At 58.8% G+C, this 20,953-nt stretch carries 11 protein-coding genes; 8 read left to right on the top strand and 3 right to left on the bottom strand.

Features of this window, described 5'->3' with window-relative positions; genetic code table 11:
* Positions 1 to 27: 27 nt before the first annotated feature.
* The 3 genes from HY298_11790 to HY298_11780 all read right to left on the bottom strand — a co-directional run bounded on the left by HY298_11790 (position 28) and on the right by HY298_11780 (position 5,826).
* Complete coding sequence (locus HY298_11790) at positions 28 to 1,434, bottom strand: dipeptidase (protein MBI3850940.1); 1,407 nt, start codon at positions 1,432 to 1,434, stop codon at positions 28 to 30.
* A gap of 211 nt (positions 1,435 to 1,645) precedes the next feature.
* A complete protein-coding gene (locus tag HY298_11785; protein MBI3850939.1) occupies positions 1,646 to 5,221 on the bottom strand; it encodes an AsmA family protein in 3,576 nt (1,191 codons plus the stop codon).
* Positions 5,222 to 5,715: 494 nt separating this feature from the next.
* Positions 5,716 to 5,826 carry a molybdenum cofactor biosynthesis protein MoaE gene (locus HY298_11780; GenBank protein MBI3850938.1) on the bottom strand — a complete coding sequence of 37 codons (111 nt, stop codon included), beginning with the start codon at positions 5,824 to 5,826 and terminating at the stop codon, positions 5,716 to 5,718.
* Between the two features lie 95 nt (positions 5,827 to 5,921).
* Here HY298_11780 and HY298_11775 point away from each other — a divergent pair, with 95 nt between their 5' ends.
* The 8 genes from HY298_11775 (at position 5,922) to HY298_11740 (ending at position 20,923) form a co-directional block, all read left to right on the top strand.
* Positions 5,922 to 6,638 (top strand): sigma-70 family RNA polymerase sigma factor, encoded by a 717-nt coding sequence (locus HY298_11775; GenBank protein MBI3850937.1) that lies wholly within the window; start codon positions 5,922 to 5,924, stop codon positions 6,636 to 6,638.
* A gap of 34 nt (positions 6,639 to 6,672) precedes the next feature.
* Positions 6,673 to 8,136, top strand: a complete 1,464-nt coding sequence (locus tag HY298_11770; GenBank protein MBI3850936.1) for a tetratricopeptide repeat protein — start codon at positions 6,673 to 6,675, stop codon at positions 8,134 to 8,136.
* 2 nt (positions 8,137 to 8,138) lie between these two features.
* The gene (locus HY298_11765) at positions 8,139 to 11,057 is read left to right on the top strand and encodes a serine/threonine protein kinase (protein ID MBI3850935.1); all 2,919 of its coding nucleotides are present in this window, start codon (positions 8,139 to 8,141) and stop codon (positions 11,055 to 11,057) included.
* A gap of 249 nt (positions 11,058 to 11,306) precedes the next feature.
* Positions 11,307 to 12,749 carry a hypothetical protein gene (locus HY298_11760; GenBank protein MBI3850934.1) on the top strand — a complete coding sequence of 481 codons (1,443 nt, stop codon included), beginning with the start codon at positions 11,307 to 11,309 and terminating at the stop codon, positions 12,747 to 12,749.
* Positions 12,750 to 12,765: 16 nt separating this feature from the next.
* On the top strand, positions 12,766 to 14,319 hold the full coding sequence (locus tag HY298_11755; protein MBI3850933.1) for a hypothetical protein: 1,554 nt from the start codon (positions 12,766 to 12,768) through the stop codon (positions 14,317 to 14,319).
* A gap of 1,525 nt (positions 14,320 to 15,844) precedes the next feature.
* On the top strand, positions 15,845 to 17,596 hold the full coding sequence (locus HY298_11750) for a WD40 repeat domain-containing protein (GenBank protein ID MBI3850932.1): 1,752 nt from the start codon (positions 15,845 to 15,847) through the stop codon (positions 17,594 to 17,596).
* Between the two features lie 152 nt (positions 17,597 to 17,748).
* Positions 17,749 to 18,816, top strand: a complete 1,068-nt coding sequence (locus HY298_11745) for a hypothetical protein (protein MBI3850931.1) — start codon at positions 17,749 to 17,751, stop codon at positions 18,814 to 18,816.
* Positions 18,817 to 19,714: 898 nt separating this feature from the next.
* Positions 19,715 to 20,923, top strand: a complete 1,209-nt coding sequence (locus tag HY298_11740; GenBank protein ID MBI3850930.1) for a hypothetical protein — start codon at positions 19,715 to 19,717, stop codon at positions 20,921 to 20,923.
* Positions 20,924 to 20,953 lie beyond the last annotated feature (30 nt).

The raw sequence follows: 20,953 nt of genomic DNA, 5'->3' as shown, positions 1-20,953 counted from the left end.
GCTGAAATCAAACCTCAATTGGCGGGCTCAATTGGCCGCCTCATTTTTCGCTCTCCAAGTCTCACTCAACTCCTGCCACAAATGCGCGCTCAACAACTGGCCTTTGGAAAAACAATCGAGATCGAACTTTTCGTTGGGTGAATGGGCGTTATCATCGGGCAAGGCCAGACCGAGCAGCAGCGTGTCTGCGCCGAGGATTTTCTTGAAGTCATTGACGATGGGAATCGAGCCGCCTTCACGCATCAACACCGGTTTGTGGCCAAACGCGCGTTCCAAAGCGCGCAGAGCCGCTTGCGCTTTGACGCTCTTGGGTGAGACGACGTACGGATCGGCACCATGACCTGCCTCGATTTCCATCCGCACGGTGGGCGGGCACAGTTTGGTGATTTGTTGGCGCACCAGTTTGATGACGCGCACGGGATTCTGGTTCGGCACCAGACGGATCGTCACTTTAGCGCGTGCCCAAGCCGGTACAATGGTCTTGCTGCCTTCGCCTTGATAACCGCTCGTCAGACCGTTGATGTCGAAAGTGGGCCGCGCTGTGCGTCGTTCCATCGGCGTGAACCCGCGCTCGCCAAAAAGCCGCGGCACGCCAAGAAACTTTTGATAGGCGCGGTCGTTGAACGGCAATCGCGCCAGTTCCTTCTGCTCGAATCGGGAGAGCGGCGCGACGTCATCGTAAAATCCGGGAATTGTGATGCGGCCATTCTGGTCGCGGAGCCGGGCGAGTAACTGGCACAACGCCATGGCCGGGTTGTCCACCGAACCGCCGAAAATGCCGGAGTGCAGATCGCGCGAAGGGCCATGCAAAGTGATCTCGAAAGCCGCGATGCCGCGCAGCGCGTAAGTCAGCGCCGGATGTTTCAGGCTGGGAATGCCGGTGTCGGAAATGACCACGGCGTCACAGCGCAGTTCCTTACGGTGCAGTCGAAGAAATCGCGAGAGACTCTTGCTACCGACTTCTTCCTCGCCTTCGACGACGAACGTCAAATCGCAAGGCAACTCAGTGCCGGTCTTCAAATACGCTTCCACGGCGTTCAGATGGGCGAGGTGTTGCCCCTTGTTGTCGCTGGCGCCGCGGGCGAAAAGCGAACGGCCTTTGATGCGCGGCTCAAACGGCGGCGAAGTCCAAAGCTCAAACGGCTCCGCGGGCTGCACATCGTAATGACCGTAAACCAAAAAGTGTAGCCGCCGACGTGAGGAGGCGGATTTGCGCTGTGGCGTTTTGGCGACGATGACGGGATTGCCGTCCGTCGGGCAGAGCCGTGATTGCAGACCAATCTGGCGGCAATGCTTGGTGAGCCATTCGGCGCAAGCCTGCAAGTCCTTGCGATGTTGCGGTTGGGCGGAGACGCTGGGAAAGCGGACGTAGTTGCACAGTTCGCGGATAAACCGCGCCTGGTTCTTTTTCAGATAGTTGATCACGGCTTGCATCGCGGATGATGTAGCAAGGGCGGAGGAAAGAAGCAAAGGCGGAGTGACCAAAGTTGGAGTTCAAGCTTTAGCTTGCTTGATGTCTCGATCTTGATTCCAGAACAAGCTGAAGCTTGAACTCCAACGGTCGAAGTCCTCGCCAGGCTGCAGCGTTCTTTGCGCCCTTTGCGTTAAATGGTTTTGTCTCCGTCGGCCGGATCGAAGCTTTGCACTACTTCTTTTTCTTTGGCTTCTTGAATATGTCCAGTGAGTCGAGCAAGCTTGGTTGGTTGGTGGACGCTTTGTTTGTGTTCGTCAGTCCCTCGCCGGTCAATAGTCCGCCAACCCCGCTCAAGATTCCGCCGGCTTTGCTGCCGGTTAACGCGCCACCAACGGCTTTCGCTGCGAGTCCGGCGAGGGCAGCGTAATTGCGTTGAGGATCTGGGTTGCCGATCGTGCCTTGCATCGTGAGAAAGTCCGGCATCGGAAAGTAAACCTGGTTCGTCGGCGCATTGGCGTTCACTAGGCCAATCTTGTCTCCCAAGGCACGATTGAGCGAAATCGACACGGGCATTTTCAAGGTTGAATTGGTCAGCACCGGCGCCAACGTGATATCGCCATGCGCCTTGGCTTCGAATGCATCACTGCGCACGACGGCTTCTTGCACATCGACCCGTCCGTTGCTGGCGCTGCCCCGCATGACGACGACGTTGATCGGCGCTGAAGTGAGTTGATCGACCCAGCCGGCGTTTTCCTTCTTACTCGTGCCGATGATTTGTTCGAACACGTTGCCCAATGCTTCACCTGGATGGCTAATCATGTTTGGAATGGAAACGACAACGTTAATGATGGATTTAATCAGTTTACTTTTTACGTTGATCAGGGAGAGATTCAAGTTCGTGGAAAGCACATTGAACTGCCCCGACAGGTTCTTTTGCAAACTCGCTCCTGTCACTCCCGCGCCTTTCACATTTGCGCTGGCAATCAACACGCCTCCGATCTGGCCTTTCCGCTCCGGCTGAAAAGAGTTCACAAACGGTGGCAAAGGAATCTTGTCGGCATTCAACGCCACATCATACTGATAGCCGGGGACGCCGAGATTCAAATCTGCGTTGGCGTTCACTGGCGCGCCGTTGAGCGTGAGTTGAAACGGTTTCAAAAGCACGCGGCCGCCGTCGAGCTTCACGGTCGTCTGCCAGTTGGCGATATCCACTTCGCGCAAATAAAAACGCCCGATGTTCACCTCCGCAGTGAAATTCTTGAAGGGCAGGTTCATGGCGGCAGGTTCGGTTTCGCCTGTTTCCGCTGGCCCAAGTTTAGAGGCCGTCTTGGTAGAGGCTTTCGGCGGCTTGGTTTCCGCGGCCTTGGATTTGTCGGCAAAGAGATCGTAGTAAGACGTCACGTCCAGTGATTCGGCCAGCAATTTCACGCTGCCTTGGGTCGCGTTGGTCTTGGACATATCGACCTGACCTTTGAGTTGCAGTTCGTTCTTCGCACGAGACGTTGGCGAAAGCGTTACCTGACACTGACGCAGATCCAAAACTTGTTTGCGCAGCGAGGTATCGACCTGGAGTTTGGCTTCCAGCGGTGTGGTGGGCAGTTGGTTATTCGGATCGCTGACGACAAGTTTTGTCATTTGCAAATCGGCTTTGACGGCGGAATCGCCTTGATCGTCAAAATTCGCCGAGGCAGTGGCGTTGATCGAAACCGAAACCAGTTTCTTGTCGCCGAGCGCGGATTCGAGGAACGGCCGCAGCCCATCTTGATTCAAATCGACGAGCTTGAGCGCAAACTGGCCGGACTTCTTGTCGAGGTTATAATTGCCGGACACGTCAAAGCTGCCGCCGGGTTTCGCGCCTTCGCGCAAGGAACCGGCCGTCTTGCGGATTTGCAGTTGCTGACCTTTCATTTCCACGTCCACATCTGCAGCCGTGGCGAACTCCGCAAACTTGTAGGACCCATAATTGCCGGTGAAATTCTCCAACTGCAAATTGCCAACCACCGTCTGATCGAAGCTCGGCTTCTTTGTCTCTGTCGGCGTCAGGTTTTTTTGCGTGATGTGTCCGGTGAATTTCACCGTGCCGGCGGTGGCCTTGAAATCCGGTAGAACCACGACGGACACGAGTTGAGGCAGAGCGGTTTCCAACTTCGCTTGTAGATCGGCGTCTTGACTCTTGGCGTCGTAAGTTCCGTTGCCAGTGACGGCGAGAGTGGATTGTTTCTGATGGGCCAGTTGCAGACTGTATTCGGCAAGCTGCACTTTGCTGAAATCGTCCACCGTGCCGCGTACCGCCACCGTGACGTCCGCCTGATCGATCTTATTGCTGCCGAACGTCGCCGAGAGGCCGTTGATTTGCGACGTGACATCAAGTTTTAACTTCTTCCCGGCCTGCTGCGAAAGCAGATTCACCTTGGCGTTCACTTTGCCCGCCGACACAAACTCACCGACAAACGCGCGCCAATCAGCGAGGTTCAAATCGGTCAGCGTCAGATCGAAGGCAGATTCGTCAACGGTGTTGTTGGTGTTGCCCCAGTCCAGTTTCATCGGTTTGGAGAGCGCGCCTTGCAGCAACGGTCGCTGTTGTTGCTTGCCATCGAGCGTGAACGATTGCACGAGGGCGGTTTTGCTCGCCTGGTCCACGGTCAGATTGTAGGCGATTAACAAATCGACCGCCGGCGTGGTCTGTTTTTTTTGCGTCACGCTGAACGAACTCCCGGTGAGCTGGCCGTTCACCGCGATCAGTTGTCCATTCTTGGACAGCTCAATCTGATTGCTGGAATTCAGCACGGTCGAGTTGAAATCCATTCCCATCGCCGTGCCGGCCAGGTTCAACACTTGGCGGTCAATCGAAGAAACCTCGATCTTGATCTTGCCTTCCCGTTTCGCCAGATCCAGCGGTCCGCTGGCAGCAATCGAGCCGAGGTTCTTTCCCGACTGCGAAAAGGTCAGGGCGCATTTCTTGATTTCCGTCGGCGACAGATCGCAATCGAGCGAGCCGGTCAAGGCGGCCAGGTCCTTGAAAGCGCCGAGCGCCTGACTGACCGCCAACTTGGCGTCGCCCTGAACCGTTGTCGGGTTCAGGTTGGCGTCCAAGGCGATATTGAAGGACGATTTCAAACTGGCGGCGAGTTGATCGCGGCCTGTGGTCGGCGCGGCGGCGGGATGATCCAGTTTTACAATGGCGTCGAGACTCAGCTTGGCGGTTGCGCCATTTTTCAAACCGTCGGCGGCGATGTTGATACCGGACAATTCCGTCACCTGTTTGTCGCCGCCTTTGAGGTTCTTCGTCAGGCGAACGGTCGCGTTTTTCAAAGCCACATTCTTCAAATTCAGATTCAATGGCTTACCCGGTTTCTTTTCGGACGGCGCCTTTTTCTCCTTCGTGCCTTTCTGCGGTTTGGTGAAGGGATCGAGGTTGCTGGTGCCGTCGGCGTTTTCGACAATCTCCACGACGGGCGAAACCACAGTGACTTCCTGCACGGCAATATTGCCACCGAGAATCGCTCCAAGACTGTACCGAACGCGGACTTCTTCAGCTTTGACCAGCGGTTCTGTCCCCGTGGTCTGAACTTTCAACCCACGCAGCGTGACTTGCGAGAATGGGCTGATCGAAGCGTCGGCCACGGTGATGTCGGCGTGCATCACCTTGCTGACCCTGGGGAGAATGACGCCTTTGAAAAAGGCCGCGCTCGTGGCGACGAAGTAAAAAAGAATCAACAGCAGCAGGAGACCGCCAAAGATGAACGCCAGTTTGCGTCCCCAAGAAGAGCGTTTTGCGATTTTAAGACCAGGTGTTGTTTCACTCATAAATAATTTCCCAACTCACTGAGGGTTTCGACTTGCCGTTGCGAGTTGCTGTTCAATGGCAAAGCCGGGGTCAATTTAGTCTCTGTCCGTCAAAATCCAAAACAAAAGTTGGGTGATGGCCGCTTTGCGGCGCCCACGGTCTCCCCATCGGATGGGAAGAGACTGCGCATTTTACCGGCCCAGTCCAGGCCGACCCAGGCGGCGATGGGAGCGGGCGGTGTCGTGGTCTTGCTGTTTTGCAGGTATTCGTTTTTCGTAGAAGGCTGTCGTTGGTGTCGTGCCAAGCAGTTGGACCGGCGAAAGTGCGATGGTTCACCAGAGAAAATCCTCCCCGAACAAAAGTTATTTACCGTCGGCTGCGGCGCGAGGGGCCAAATCTCTCCCCGCCGCCGATGAATGGTTTTGGAACAGCTTTAAGGGCCGGGGTGAGGGGCAATTCGGAGACTAATTTTGGCAATCAGCATGGGACTTCAGGTTTCTCGGCCTCAGCCTACTCAACTCTGCAGATGGCGAAGAACGGGCTTCTTCCAGATCGGCACGATGCGTTTCATTTCATCAATCAGCCACTGGCAGGCGACGAAGGCTTCCTCGCGATGTGACGCGATGACCTCGAGTCACAACCGCACTTTTCCTTTGAAAGTTAGGGAACAGATCTTACACTCGCTCTATGCTCCCCGAGCGCAGCCTTGAACGAAGCAGCATGGCATCGGCGCAATGTTTCTTGACTACACATTGGAGTGTGGTCGTGGCAGCCCGTGAGGGAGCGTCGGTGGAGGCAGACGCCGCCCTTGAACGGTTGTGTTCCATTTATTGGTGGCCTCTATATGCATTCGTACGGCGGCGGGGTTACTATGCGCATGACGCGCAGGATTTGACCCAGGAATTCTTCGCCCGGCTGCTGGCCAAGGACTTTCTCCACGAGGTGGACCGGAGCAAGGGCAAGTTCCGCTCCTTCCTGTTGGCGGCGCTGGAACATTTTCTGGCCAAGGAATGGCGCCGCGCCAATGCGCAGAAACGCGGTGGCAAGTTCACTTTTGTTTCCCTCAACGATGGCTCGGCCGAAACGCAATTCCTGCAAGTGCCGTCGTCCGATTTGCCGCCGGAAAAGCTCTTCGAGCAACAATGGGCGCTGACGCTTTTGACCCAGGTGACTACCCGGCTTCAGCAGGAACAAGTTGCCGCAGGCAAAGGGGGACAGTTTGAGAAGCTCAAGATCTTTTTGACCGGGGAAAAGCGCGCAGTGGCTTACGCGGACCTGGCCTTGCAACTAAACACGACCGAGGCGGCGCTGAAAATGGCCGTCAACCGCTTGCGTCAGCGATACCGCGAACTGCTGCGCGCGGAGATTGCGCAGACGGTGGCCGGGCCGGAGGAGGTCGAGGAGGAACTACGCGCTGTAGTCTCGGCGTTGAGCTAAGTCCGGCGTTACTTTTCATCCGAAACGGGTCTGAATGAAGTGGAAGAAACTCAGGAAGCTGGAAATCGTGGTCACAAAACCAACACGCGGCGAATGCGGGGCAGAACTGCCAGCCAAGGTCCTGCGCAAACATCATCTGCGGTCCGGCTCTGTTATCTCCTCAGGCTTTTCCGCAGTGACCGCCCTGGTTCTGTTGGCAGGTATGGTTGCCTCTCGCAGCCAAACGAACCCAGCTATCATCGTTTCACCCAGCGAGCGCAGCGAGCAGGAGTATCAGTTCCGGAAGGAGCTCGACCGGCAGAAGAAAGTTCATCCGGAGGCGCACCAGGAAGTCGCCACGGCACTGAACAATCTGGCGGTTGTCTTGCGCGACGCGAAGAGAGTGGTGGAGGCGGAACAATTATTTCGCGAAGCGCTGGCGATGCAACGGAAGTTGCGCGGACCTGACCATTTTGAGATCGCCGATTCGTTGTGTGATGTCGCTACCATGCTCGAAAAGCAGGGCAAGCTGGCCGGGGCCGAGGAATTATACCGTGAAGCGGTGACGATGCTGAAAAAACTTCCGGCGGTTGACTACTCCGTGCGGCTTGATGTCATGCATGGTCTCGGCAAAACGATGGTTGACCAAGGCAAACTGGCTGAGGCCGAAACCTTTTATCGCGAGATGCTGGCCGATGTCCGCGTCCGGTTTGGCGGCGTCCATGAAGAAACGGCGAAGCACCTGGATTACGTGGCGAAAAGTTTGGAAAACTCAGGCCGGGAAAAGGAGATCGAGGTCCTGCGGCGGGAAAGCCTGACCATACGAAGGAAACTGTTTGGCGAGGAACACCCCAAGGTAGCAACCTCGCTTAATGATGTGGCGGTCGCCTTGCGGGATCAGGGCAAAACCGTCGAGGCGGAAAAAGTCTTTCTCGAATCCCTGGGCATGCGCAGGAAATTGCTCGGGACAAACGACCTCGCCGTGGCCCGCTCGCTGAATTATCTCGCCACGCTGTACTTTTACACGGATAGATTGGCTGAGGCCGAACCCATGTATCGCGAAGCCCTGACGATCCGGAGAGAGCAACTGGGCCCCGAACACGCGGACATCGCAACGTCGCAGCACAACCTCGCGGCCGTGCTGGAGAAAGAGGGCGAATTAACTGAGGCTGAACGGCTCTTTCGCGAAGCGATGGCGATGAGGAAGAAACTGCTCGGCGAATCTCATCCGGACTTCCGCCAGGCCCGCGTTGGCCTGCTCAACGTCCTGAATAAACAGCATGATTTCACGGCAGCCGAACCGCTCCTTTTGGAAGATGAAGCAGCGCTGAAAAAAAATCTGAAGGCAACGCGCGAGGAAAAACGCGACCAACTTCTGCGTCTGAGAAATTTCTACATTGAGTGGGCCGTCGCGTCACCCGGTACCGGAAAAATGCAGAAAGCATCGGAGTGGGGAAAGCGCTTGCTCGAGTTTGACGGGCTTCCAACCGGGCCGACACAGAAAGTAACACCGGAGTAATCATGTCCGCACCCCGAACTTGTGAGGAATGCGGGGCCGAACTTCCGGCCAACGCGCCTCAAGGTCTTTGCCCGCGCTGTCTGGCGAACATGGGACTGGGTCTGCTTCCTGCCACCGCACCACTGGTGGCTGATATCCACGTTGAGCGAACCGGCACGATAATCGGGCGCTACAAGTTGCTGGAGAAAATCGGTGAAGGCGGATTCGGCGTCGTTTTCATGGCGGACCAGGTCGAACCGGTGCAACGCAAGGTCGCACTAAAGATCATCAAGGCCGGCATGGACACGAAAGAGGTCATCGCCCGGTTCGAGGCCGAGCGGCAGGCCATTGCGTTAATGGATCATCCGAACATTGCCCGAGCACTGGATGCCGGGGCGACAGAAGCCGGGCGGCCCTACTTCGTCATGGAACTGGTGCGCGGCATTCCCATCACCGACTACTGCGATCGGGAGAATCTTTCCACGCGCGAGCGCCTGGAACTCTTCATGAAGGTCTGCCAGGCGGTGCAACATGCGCATCAGAAGGGCGTCATTCACCGCGACCTCAAACCGAGCAACGTGCTGGTGACGGAGCATGATGGCGAGCCGGTGCCCAAGGTAATTGATTTCGGTGTGGCCAAGGCGCTGGGACAAAAGCTCACCGAGAAGACGCTCTTTACTGGCTTCCAACATATGATTGGAACGCCGGCTTACATGAGTCCGGAACAGGCGGCGTTGAGTGGATTGGACATTGATACGCGCGCGGACATCTATTCGCTGGGCGTGCTGCTCTACGAACTGCTGACGGGCGTGACGCCGTTCGACGTGGAGACTTTCCGCAAGGCAGCGCTGGATGAAGTCCGGCGGATGATCCGGGAAACCGAGCCGCCGAAGCCTTCGACGCGATTGGCCCAGGAACTCGTAGCAGCCGACGTGAGGAGGCTCCATTCAAAATCCGAAATCCGCGACCCGAAATCCGCAGAAGAAGTTAGAGCCTCCTCACGTCGGCTGCTACAGATCAAGGAAACCATTCGCTTGGTGCGTGGCGACCTCGATTGGATCGTGATGAAGTGCCTGGAGAAGGACCGGCAGCGCCGGTACGAAACCGCCAACGGACTGGCGGCGGACGTGGCGCGGCACCTGAAAAACGAGCCGGTCGTGGCCCGTCCGCCCAGCCGCCTGTATGAGTTTCAGAAGACTGTCCGGCGTCACAAGTTCGGTTTCGCGGCGGCGGGGGCGCTCATCAGCGTGCTCGCGGTCGGCGTCCTGGTGAGCACCTGGCAGGCGGTGAGAGCAGGGCGGGCCGAGCAAGACCAAGGGCGTTTGCGACTACAAGCCGAAGCCGAACAGAAGAAGGCCCAGACCGAGGCCGCCAAGAGCCAGCAAGTCGCGCAGTTCCTCAAGGACATGCTGAAGGGCGTTAGCCCGTGGGTCGCGTCGGGGCGCGACACGACGGTGCTGCGGGAAATCCTGGACAAGGCCGCCGGGCGTCTCAGCGGAGATCTGAGCAACCAGCCCGAAGTTGAGTTGGAGTTGAGGAACACAATCGGCCAAGTTTACCGGGATCTGGGCGACGATAAGAATGCCGAAGGGGTGCTCCGCGACGTGCCGGCAATAGCGAGAAAGCTCTGGGGGAATGATGACCTCAGATTAGCCGATTCGTTACAGAACCTCGCCCTCGCATTTGCCGGCCCGAACGGCAAACCGAAGGAGGCCGAGGCGCTCCAGCTTGAGGTGCTGGCGATCCGCAGGAAAGCGCTGGGCAACGAAAGTCCGGCGGTCGGTCAATCACTTCGCGACCTGGCGAACGTGCTCCGCATCCAGGGCCGGCGGATCGAGGCCGAGAAGACCGAGCGCGAGGCACTGGCGATCCAAAGCAAACTGTGGCCCCAGGGAAACTCCGAGGTCGCCGCCTCGCTCCTCGATTTGGAGATCGTGCTTAGGGAGGACGGCCGGTGGCCCGAAGCCGAAATCGCGGCCCGACAGGCGCTGGACATGTACCTGAAACTGTCTGGGAAGGAAAATCCGGACGTGGCCCGCTCGTTAGGTGAGTTAGGCTATGTACTACAGGGCCAAGACAAGCTGGCCGAGGCCGGACCCCTGCTTCGCAAGGCCCTGGCGATGCATACGAAACTCTACGGTAAGGAAAACCCCGGCGTGGCCAATTCGCTCGGCAATCTGGTGGATGTTCTCATGCGCGAAGGCAAATTCGACGACATCGAACCCCTTTTCAACGACCTTCTCACGCCAACCTTTCAAACTCAGCCAAAGAGCGCAGGATTGCTGCGCGAGCGCGGCGCGTGGCGCGCCCGCACGCGCCATTGGCAGGAGGCGGCGGCGGATTTCTCGAGGTCGGTCGAGTTTGAGCCGGAGAACCACGAAGCTTACCACGCGCTCGCACCCTTGCTCGTGCAAAGCGGCGATCTTCAAGGCTACCGGCAGCTTTGCGCGCAAGAGCTTGCCCGCTTCCGCTCCACAAGTGACCCGCGCATTGCCGAGCGGACAGCCAAGGATTGCCTGATCCTGCCCGATTCCGGGGTGGATTTGAGCACGGTCAACGCTTGGGCCGATATCGCCGTCACTGCGGGCAAGGACAGGGTTTACGCGCCTTGGTTTCAATTCTGCAAAGGATTGGCCGAGTATCGCCAGGGACATTTTGCCGGCGCGGTGGATTGGATGCAGAAAGTCCTCTCTCACGCAGGGGATAATCTCGACCGGGACGGCGGAGCCTACCTAGTGCTGGCGATGGCGCAGTACCGCTCCAAACAAGCCGACCAAGCCGGCGCCACCCTCGCCAAAGGAGTTGAAATTGCAGCGAGGAGATTGCCGAGGCTTGACAGCGGCGACCTCGGTGGCGACTGGGATGACTGGATCATCACCCACGCTCTCATGCGTGAAGCCAAGGCGCTGATACAACGTCCGCCAGCAACGCCCAAAGAGTAGCGCGCCCCCGCTGGTTTTCTGTTGGAGATGCCTTTTGGGACAAGAACAGCGAGGCCGCTCAGATTTGCGCCGTTTCTCCGCAGGGCGGATACATCCAGATTCTCCGTTACTCCCCACCCGTTTCCGGTCTGGAAGGAGTGGACTCAATAATCCATGAACACAAGCATCCGCAACCTTGAACTGGCAACGGCCACTTTCCCCGTGGTGACCTTCGCCAGCATTCGTTCTGCTATCGCCAAATAAACCCAAATGAAAACAAAAAACCTATTCCTCCTTCCGGCGCTGATCGCCGTGCTCAACTTGCTATCGGCGGGCCGCGTGACGGCGCAGACCTTCACCACCCTGCATAGTTTCACCGAAACTGCCCCCTTTACTGGAACCAACAGCGACGGAGCCACACCGGTTGGCGGGTTGATTACCAACTTGTCGGGTACCACCCTGTATGGGACGGCGATTTTTGGCGGTGCTTTGGGTTATGGCACGGTGTTCGCCATCAACACCGATGGCACGGGTTTTACGAATCTGCACAGCTTCACTTACAGCGACGGACCTTATCCGAACAGCACACTGGTCTTGTCGAGCAACATCCTGTATGGGACAGCGCATGGAGACGGCAGCGGGAGCTTTGGCACGGTATTCGCCGTCCATACCGATGGCACAGGTTTTACGAGCCTGCACACTTTCACTCGCGGCGACGGACAAGGGCCGGTTGGCGGATTGCTGCTATCGGGCAACACCCTGTATGGGACAACGGAGCTTGGCCGCAGTGTTTCGGGCCATGGCACGGTGTTCGCCGTCCATACCGATGGCACGGGTTTTACGAACCTTTATGATTTTACTGGCGGCAGCGACGGAGCTATTCCGCAGGCTGGATTGATTTTATCGGGCACCACCCTTTATGGGACGGCGATTTATGGCGGCAGTTCGGACAATGGCACGGTGTTCGCCGTCAACACCGATGGCACGGGTTTTACAAACCTGCATAGTTTCACTGCAATCTCCGGTTCCTGGCCTGAACTTACGAACAGCGACGGAGCCCATCCGTCTGCCGGATTGCTTTTATCGGGCAACGCCCTGTATGGGACGGCGCCTTCCGGCGGCAGGTCGGGCGCGGGCACGGTGTTCGCTGTCAACACCGACGGCACGGGTTTTACGAACCTGCATAGTTTTACGGCATCCTCTGGTCCTGATAATACCAACAGCGACGGAGCTAATCCGTCTGCCGGATTAATCTTATCGGGCGACACGCTGTATGGCACGGCGGCAAGTAGCGGAAGTTCGGGCGCGGGCACGGTGTTCGCCCTTCATACCGATGGCACGGGATTTACGACCCTGCTCAGTTTTACTGGCCTCGACGGAGCCGTTCCGCGTGCCAGATTGATTTTATCGGGCAATACCCTGTATGGAACGGCGAGTGGTGGCGGCAGTTCGGGCAATGGCACGGTGTTCAGTCTTTCGTTCCGGCCGCAACTGACCATCACTTCTTCCGGCACCAATGTTATTCTGTCGTGGCCGATCAGTTACGCCGGATTCAGTTACGCCGGGTACTATTTGGAGGAAACCGCGAACCTGGGTTCACCGACAGGCTGGAGCGCAGCAGATCCCTTTCCGCCGGTGATCGTCAACGGTCAGCTCAGAGTGACCAGGCCCATGCTCGGCCCACAAATCTCTTACCGGTTAAGAAAATTCTGATCAAAAGAATCAACCGATGAAATCAGATCAAACGAAAGCAGTCCGCACTTCGATGTTCAGAGTTCGATGTTGGAGGTTGAATGTTGCGGTCCTTGCAACTGCCGCCAGCGCCTTGGCCGACGTGCATTACGTGGACGTGACCAGCACCAACGCCGCGCCGCCCTACACCAACTGGACCACCGCCGCTACAAACATCCAGGACGCCGTGGATGCCGCAGTGGCGGGCGATGAGATTGTGGTCACCAACGGAACCTATGCCCCGCTATCGGTAGGCAAGCCGCTGAGCGTTCGGAGCGTCAACGGCCCGCAGTTCACTGTTGTTGATGGAGGCAATGCGGTTCGCTGCGCGTACTTAGCCGCAAGCGCCACCCTGTCCGGGTTCACCTTGACCAGAGGGAGCACAGGCTACAGTTACAATTTGACCAATGGGTTTTTCTACAAGGTGGGTGGTGGAGTCGTTGGCTTCTCAGCGAGTGCCGTGGTTTCCAATTGTGTGATCACTGGCAACCATCTTGTTGCGGATAATCGGGGTCCTTTGGTGATGGAGGGTGGCGGAGCGTACGGCGTGACTCTGAACAATTGCACTCTGACCAACAACTCAGTTGACGCCCGGCTCCAGGACATCGGCGGTTGGGCTTGGGAAATCACCGCTGGCGGCGGTGGCGCGGCCCGCTGCACCCTGAACAACTGCACGCTCGCCCGCAATTCGGCTAATGTCACCGACGACGACTTCGGTGGGTCGACCGAGTTGCATGGTTACGCGGAGGGTGGAGGCGCGCTATTCTGCACACTGAATAATTGCACGTTAAGCGGCAATGCAGCTCGCGGCACCGTTATTACCCGGTTATCCACAGTGCTTGAATCGTACGGCGGCGGGGCGTATGGCAGCACGCTGAACAACTGCACGTTGAACGGCAATGAGGCTCTTGTCTCCTCCCCTGGTCCCTGGGGAGAAGCAGAAGGCGGCGGGGCGTATGGCGGCACGCTGAACAACTGTATCGTCCTCGATGGTTACGGAAACAGTTCCCTGAACCACTGCTGGACCACCGCACCGTTGTTCGTGAACCAGGCCTCCGGGAATCTGCGATTGCAATCCAACTCCCCGTGCATCAATGCCGGCCGGAATGCGTTCGCGCCCGCCGGCCCCGACTTGGACGGCAATCCGCGCATCGTGGGCGGCAGCGTCGATATCGGCGCGTATGAATTCCAATCGCCCGCTTCGATGATTTCCTACGCCTGGTTGCAGCATTTCAATCTGCCCATCAATCCCGCGACCGATACCACCGACCCGGACGGCGATGGCGTGAACAACTACCGCGAATGGCTCGCCGGCAGCGATCCCACCAATCCGTTTTCGTTCCCGCCGCTCCTGACCCTGATTCCTTACGGGGCGAATGTCATTTTGACGTGGCCGACCAATGCCTTCGGCTTCACTTTGCAATCCACCACGAACCTTGGTTCATCGGCGGTCTGGAGCGCCAATTCACCCGGCCCGGTCGTCATCGGCGGGCAGAACGTGGTGATCAATCCCATCACCGGCCCGCAGCAGTTTTTCCGGTTGAGCCAGTAATCAAAAGAATCACGAAGGAGAACTACACGGCACACGATTATGAAAACAAAATCAAAACTGTTTCAAGTCCCGCTCTTTTGCGCCGTGGCGCTTGCCATTGCCTGCTCTTTCAGTCTGATTGCAACGGCGGCGGATTCGGCTGAGACCGCGCCTAAAAAAACAACCTAGGAAGCGAGACTCGTTACCGCGTCTCCTACAATCCCGTGGTCGCAGATTGGCGCGAAGGCCGGCGGGGATTACCAGGGCGACGGGCTGGCCGTCAGTCCCACCGCCGGGGGCGCGCGGTTGCGCTGCGTTTTCCAACGGCTCGAAGGCGAGGCCACGCGCGAAGGCCTCTGGCTGACTTCGACCGTCACCAACGGAGTGAGCGACCGTTTCCGCGTGGTAGCAGCCGACGTGAGGAGGCTCACTTCAACTCGAAACTTGAAACCCGAAACTCAAAACGAAGTTCAGAGCCTCCTTACGTCGGCTGCTACGGATCAGGGGACGCTCCCGCGCACCGGCACGGTGCAGGTTGCGGACAAGCTGGTTCGTTTCACCCGGCCCGGTGTGATCGAGGAATACAGCGTGAGCATGGACGGTGTGCGGCAGGATTTCATCATTGAACATCCGCCACTCAACCCTCAACTCTCCACCCTCAACCAACGAGCGGGCGAACTGGCGGTGCGGCTGGCCGTGAGCGGCGCAAGGGTCGAGCGGGCGGCGGGTGGCGCCCAGTTGGTGCTGGAAAACTCCGGGCGGAAAATTGCCTACAGCCGGTTGCGCGTCACCGATGCGACGGGTAAAGAGTTGACCGCGCGGATGGATGTAGCGTCAGGCATCCTGCCTGACGTAGAGGGCGCGCATCCTGCCGCCCGGAATTTGCCTGCGGATTTTTCCAGGGCTTCTTTGCAAGACACGCTTCAATCCGCCGGGCTGGAAGCCGCGGCTCTACGGCAGGCAGGGATGCCTGCCGCTACGATGCTGCTCGTGCTGGTGAACGATGCCGACGCCGTCTATCCCGTGCGCATTGACCCGACCTTCAGCGATGCCAACTGGATCAGCGTGAACCCCAGCATTCCCGGCGCGGACGGCCCCGTTTACGCGACGGCGGTGGATGGCTCGGGCAATCTCTACATCGGCGGCGCCTTCTTCCTCGTCGGAGATGTGTTTGTCTCGAACATTGCCAAATGGAACGGGAGCAGTTGGTCGCCCGTGGGTTCGGGGATGAACGGCGTTGTGCGGGCGCTGGCGGTGTTGGGCAGCGACGTGTATGCGGGAGGCTCTTTCACGACGGCGGGCGGCAGCACGGCCACGAACATCGCCAAATGGAACGGGAGCAGTTGGTTGTCTTTGGGTTCGGGAGTCAGCGCCCCAGCCGGTTATCCTTACCGCGGCGGCATCGTGACTGCGCTGGCAACGTCGGGCAGCGACGTGTATGCGGGGGGGGCGTTCACGACGGCGGGCGGCAGCGCGGCCACTAACATTGCCAAATGGAACGGGAGCAGTTGGTCGGCGCTGGGCTCGGGCGTGAACAGCCGGGTGTATGCGCTGGCAACGTCGGGCAGCGACGTGTATGCGGGGGGGGGCGTTCACGACGGCGGGCGGCAGCCCGGTAAATTACATCGCCAAATGGGACGGGAGCAGTTGGTCGGCGCTGGGCTCGGGGATGGGGGGCGGTGATCCCTTTTTCCCTCCCTACGTGTTAAAGCTGGCGGTGTCGGGCAGCGATGTGTATGCGGGCGGCGATTTCACTACGGCGGGCGGCAGCGCCGCCAATCATATCGCCAGATGGAACGGGAACAGTTGGTCGGCGCTGGGTTCGGGGATAAGTGGCTATGTGCATGCGCTGGCGGTATCGGGCAGCAACGTGTATGCGGGGAGCTTCTCCGGGACGATTGCCAAATGGGACGGGAGCAATTGGACGGCCCTGGGTTCGGGCCTGGGGCTGAGCGGTAATTCTTATGGTTATCCCTCTGTGTCTGCTCTGGCGGTGTCGGGTAGCAACGTTTACGCGGGGGGCGAGTTCAACATAGCGGGCGGCAGCGCGGCCAATAACATTGCCAAATGGAACGGGAGCGGTTGGTCGGCCCTGGGTTCGGGGATGAACAGCTCTGTGTCTGCGCTGGCGGTGTCGGGCGGCGCCCTGTATGCGGGGGGCGGGTTCACGACGGCGGGCGGCAGCCCGGCCAACCGGATTGCCAGATGGAACGGGAGCAGTTGGACGGCGCTGGGTTCGGGGATGGGTGGCCCTCCTGGCGGTGCTTCCTATGTGTCTGCGCTGGCAGTGTCGGGCAGCGACCTGTATGCGGGGGGCTATTTCACAACGGCGGGCGGCAGCGCGGCCAATTACATTGCCAAATGGAACGGGAGCAGTTGGACGAACCTAGGTTCGGGGATGAACGGCGAGGTGCGTGCCCTGGCGGTGTCGGGCAGCGACCTGTATGCGGGAGGCGGGTTCACGAATGCGGGGGGCAACGCGGCCAATTACGTTGCCAAATGGAACGGGAGCAGTTGGTCGGCGCTGGGTTCAGGGATGGACAGCTGGGTGTATGCGCTGGCGGTGTCGGGCAGCGACGTGTACGCTGGGGGCTACTTCACGAACGCGGGCGGCAGTGCAGCGACCAACATTGCCAAATGGAACGGGAGCAGTTGGTTGGCTTTGGGTTCGGGGATGAACAGCTATGTGCTTGCGCTGGCGGTGTCGGGCAGCGACCTGTATGCGGGGGGCTATTTCACGAACGCGGGGGGCAGCGCAGCCAATTACATTGCCAAATGGGACGGGGGCAGTTGGTCGGCGCTCGGTTCGGGGATGGGTGGTAACCCGTCGCCTTATACTTATGTGTCTGCGCTGGCGGTGTCGGGCAGCGACCTGTATGCGGGAGGCGATTTCACGATGGCCGGCGGCGGCCTAGCCAATTACATCGCCAAATGGAATGGGAGCAGTTGGTCGCCCGTGGGTTCTGGGATGAACGGCGGTGTGCGGGCGCTGGCGGTGTCGGGCAGCGACCTGTATGCGGGGGGACATTTCACGATAGCGGGCGGGAAGTTTTCGGCTTATGTGGCCAGGGCAATCGTGAATCCCCCGGTCCTGGCCATCGAAGGGGACGGCGACGGCGGCTACTTCATCCGCTTCAGCGGCGTCCCTGGCTCCGCCTACCGGTTGCAGCGCGCCCCCGGCGTGAGCGGTCCCTGGTCGGCCAGCGGCTCGCAGACGGCGCCTGCCTCCGGCCTGCTCGAATTCTGGGACCTGTTCCCGCCGCCCGGCCAGGGCTTCTACCGCTCGGTGCAGCCCTGAGATCTCGGGGAAAGAAATGAAAACAAATCAATGGCTCGCCGCAGCGATCCCACCAATCCGTTTTTAAAGCACAAATTTAAGTCCGGAGACGGAAATGGAATCCGGGCTTGGAAACAAAACAACCACAACAAACAAAGTGAAAGGTAAAAGTTATGAACGAAGAACGCATCGCAACATCAGCCGCCTGCAGCCGCCAATCGGGCGGTGAGGCGGCCAATGCACAGACACAAATCAGCAGCCGAACGCGCCTGAAGAACCACCCCCACCTCGGCGCTCTTGGGAGGGCAACATCACGGCTGCTCTTGCTCTCGCTCGTCGGCATCGCCACGCTGGCGGGAGCAGTCCCTCGGGCTGCGGCCGAAGACCGGGTTAGTTTTCGGGAGGACTTCCAGGCGCAGGTCTTCATGTACAACGACAATGGTGACGGGACTTCGGAGCAGGAGTTTTATGGCACTGGGACTACCGACCCTGGGGGTGCGGCTTGGACAGTGATTTATGTCCACAGCGGTAATTCCTACTTTGACCCTGGTTCCAGTTCTTGGTTGACCCCCCTCAGCGGGACCAAGCTCGTCACCACTCAGAATGGCGACAGGCTCTACACCACCTTCACTGGAGTTGACGGCCCAAGCGGTTTTCAAGTGACCCAGAAAATCGCTGGCGGCACGGGCGGACTTCAAGGTGCGACCGGGACGCTCCAAACCTCCGGGCAGGGTGACGGTCAGGGGAACATTGCGTTCACCAGCTCCGGGACCATTCGGTTCGACGAATTAGAGGACGAGGAAGGTCGGATTGTCGTCAGCATCAACGACCGGGCGGTAGGACCTCCCGAAGTTAAAGTGGAAGGCGCGCCGAATGGGTATGACATCAACACCGGACCGCTGGTCAACAACCCAGCCGTCGAGGATGGCGCGCTCATCACGCTTTTTGGCGTGGACACGTACGGCTCCATTCTGGACTGGGGCGGGCGCTTCGTGGACCCGAGCTTGGCGGCTGCGGGCGCATTTCTCGATGCGCTGGACATTGTTTGGGTGCAGCACGACTACTCCGGTCCATTGTTTGGAGGGGATCTCCAAGTCGGGTTTAATAGCGCCTTCCCGGGCGTCTATTACAGTAATCCCGAGATTCACGGCGAAGACAACCTTGGCCCCGTGTCATCCAAGTGGAAAACGGTCTATTCGAGCTCCACCGTGGTGATCAGGTTCAAGGGCCCGGGAAACTGACCTCTGGTCCTGCAATTCAAAGGGGCCGAGCAGAAAAAGTGACACCAAACCACACGCCCGGCTCCAATTCGACGGCTGCCTGGCTTGGCTTAACTCTGATTCATCCAGTTTAGCCGGTCGTTTCACGCAAATCCCGATGCGACTTGCTTCGCACCGGGATCTTTTGTGCAACGAGGACGAGAGCAAAGTGGCAGGAGCACATTTCCCGACATGCAGAGTCCTCTCGAGCGAGGACGGCAGTTCATGGCGCTTAAATCCTTTTGCCAACCAAAGGTTTTTCGCTCTCTCCAAACCGGCATTTCCACCCCACTTTCTTGAGCAAAGGCGCGAAGCGCGAATCGGAGTGAAGACCGCAACCCCATCCTTGTAGCAACCGACGTAAGGAAAATCCCACGGTGGCTCTCCGGGCAGCGCGGCCATGAACCGCGCAGGTTGGTAGGGCGCGTCACTCCGTGCGCGCCGCAAACTGGAACCGGTCCTCCGAACGGCGCGCACGGAGTGACGCGCCCTACCCACCTCGGCATCGCGCAAGAGCATCGGGATGTAACGAAATCTCCGTGTCACATTGTACGAGCAGTCGCTTAAAAAAGTTGCCACCCGCGTTCGTCCCGACTTTTCGCCGTGTGCTACGTGGACCCGTTTTTCCACGCTCGGTTCTCTGCCTCGCCGCAAAATAGCTTCAGCTTTCGTGTTACTCGCCGCCGGTTTTCGGTCTGGAAAAGAGTGGAAGGCGTTCGTCTGAACGAGCTCGTATGAAGAACTTTCTTATCGTGGGATCACTGATCGGGGATTGTTTGTTCGCCGTTGACATCGCGGCCAAAGTTGCTCAGCGTCGAACCACCCTCTCGCATCGTCCGACGTGCGGTCTTGCCGTTCGGTGCTTCTGGCATCGAACGTTATGAAAATACTTCGCGCCTCGTTCGTCGGAATGAAACTTGATTACCGCCTGCTCGGTTTGGCCGCCCTGGGCAGTTTGCTGCCCGTGGTTAATCTCGCCTTCGCCCAAACCTGGACGCAGACCAGCGCCCCCATTACGAACTGGACTTCAGTCGCCAGTTCCGCAGACGGAACCAAACTCGTCGCCGTTGTCGGTGGCGTCCCAGGCGGCTCGATTCACACCTCCACGAACTCGGGCGCGACTTGGACGCCGTCCAGCGCGCCCGTTACCAATTGGACTGCGGTCGCCTCGTCTGCGGACGGATCGAAGCTGGTGGCGGCGACCGGGAGCGGACCGATTTACGTCTCGTCGGATTCCGGCGCAAACTGGACTCCAACCACAGCGTCGAATGCGGTCGCTGTCGCTTCGTCAGCCGATGGCATCCATTTGATCGCTGCAAGCCAGGGCCAGATTTTAATGTCGCCGGATTTGGGCGGCACCTGGTTGCCAAGCGGCGTGCCCTTTGGCGGTTGGTTGTCCGTGGCCTCTTCGGCGGAGGGAACCACCTTGGCCGTGGCGGGCGCTGGGCCTTTTGCCGACATCCCTATCTACGTCTCAACGAACTCCGGGGCGACCTGGACCAACACCGACACGTACGCCACGCGATGGAGTTCCATCGCCTCCTCGGCCGATGGAAGGAGAATGGCCGCCGCGTCAGTGCGCAGTCTCTACGGCAACTCGCCTGGGCTGATATCCACCTCGACCAATTCGGGCGTCACTTGGAACGTGACCAGCGCGCCTGGCACAGCGTGGTCATTCGTCGCCTCCTCCGCTGATGGCAGCCACTTGGTGGCTGTGGGTGGAGGCGTCATCTTCACCTCAGTGGATGCGGGAGGCAACTGGAGCTCGAACAACGCGCCCGTTACAAATTGGAGTTCGGTCGCCTCTTCGGCGGATGGAAGCAAACTAATCGCTTTGATCAATGGCGGTGGCATCTGGATCTCGCAGTCCACACCAACGCCGGAGTTGCACATCACACCTTCAGGCAGCGACCTTGTCCTCTCTTGGATCGTGCCCGCAACGGCTTTCGTACTGCAAGAGAATGCCGATATCACCACGACCGACTGGACGGACGTGACGAACACGCCAACGCTCAACCTGGCCAGTCTGAGGAATGAAATGGTGATCGCATCAACCAACGGCAGCCGCTTCTATCGGCTCAAGCATTGATGACAGGATAAAATCTTTCCCTACTGCGCA

The sequence above is a fragment of the Verrucomicrobiota bacterium genome (assembly GCA_016200005.1).
Classification (GTDB): domain Bacteria; phylum Verrucomicrobiota; class Verrucomicrobiia; order Limisphaerales; family PALSA-1396; genus PALSA-1396.
This window is presented reverse-complemented; position numbering and strand designations above follow the sequence as displayed.

Excerpts from the sequence above, each read along its gene's own strand:
- HY298_11790 (MBI3850940.1), bottom strand. The coding sequence starts at position 1,434 with ATGCAAGCCGTGATCAACTATCTGAAAAAGAACCAGGCGCGGTTTATC.
- HY298_11785 (MBI3850939.1), bottom strand. The coding sequence starts at position 5,221 with ATGAGTGAAACAACACCTGGTCTTAAAATCGCAAAACGCTCTTCTTGG.
- HY298_11775 (MBI3850937.1), top strand. The coding sequence starts at position 5,922 with ATGGCATCGGCGCAATGTTTCTTGACTACACATTGGAGTGTGGTCGTG.
- HY298_11770 (MBI3850936.1), top strand. The coding sequence starts at position 6,673 with ATGAAGTGGAAGAAACTCAGGAAGCTGGAAATCGTGGTCACAAAACCA.
- HY298_11765 (MBI3850935.1), top strand. The coding sequence starts at position 8,139 with ATGTCCGCACCCCGAACTTGTGAGGAATGCGGGGCCGAACTTCCGGCC.
- HY298_11760 (MBI3850934.1), top strand. The coding sequence starts at position 11,307 with ATGAAAACAAAAAACCTATTCCTCCTTCCGGCGCTGATCGCCGTGCTC.
- HY298_11755 (MBI3850933.1), top strand. The coding sequence starts at position 12,766 with ATGAAATCAGATCAAACGAAAGCAGTCCGCACTTCGATGTTCAGAGTT.
- HY298_11750 (MBI3850932.1), top strand. The coding sequence starts at position 15,845 with ATGCGCTGGCAACGTCGGGCAGCGACGTGTATGCGGGGGGGGGCGTTC.
- HY298_11745 (MBI3850931.1), top strand. The coding sequence starts at position 17,749 with ATGAACGAAGAACGCATCGCAACATCAGCCGCCTGCAGCCGCCAATCG.
- HY298_11740 (MBI3850930.1), top strand. The coding sequence starts at position 19,715 with ATGAAAATACTTCGCGCCTCGTTCGTCGGAATGAAACTTGATTACCGC.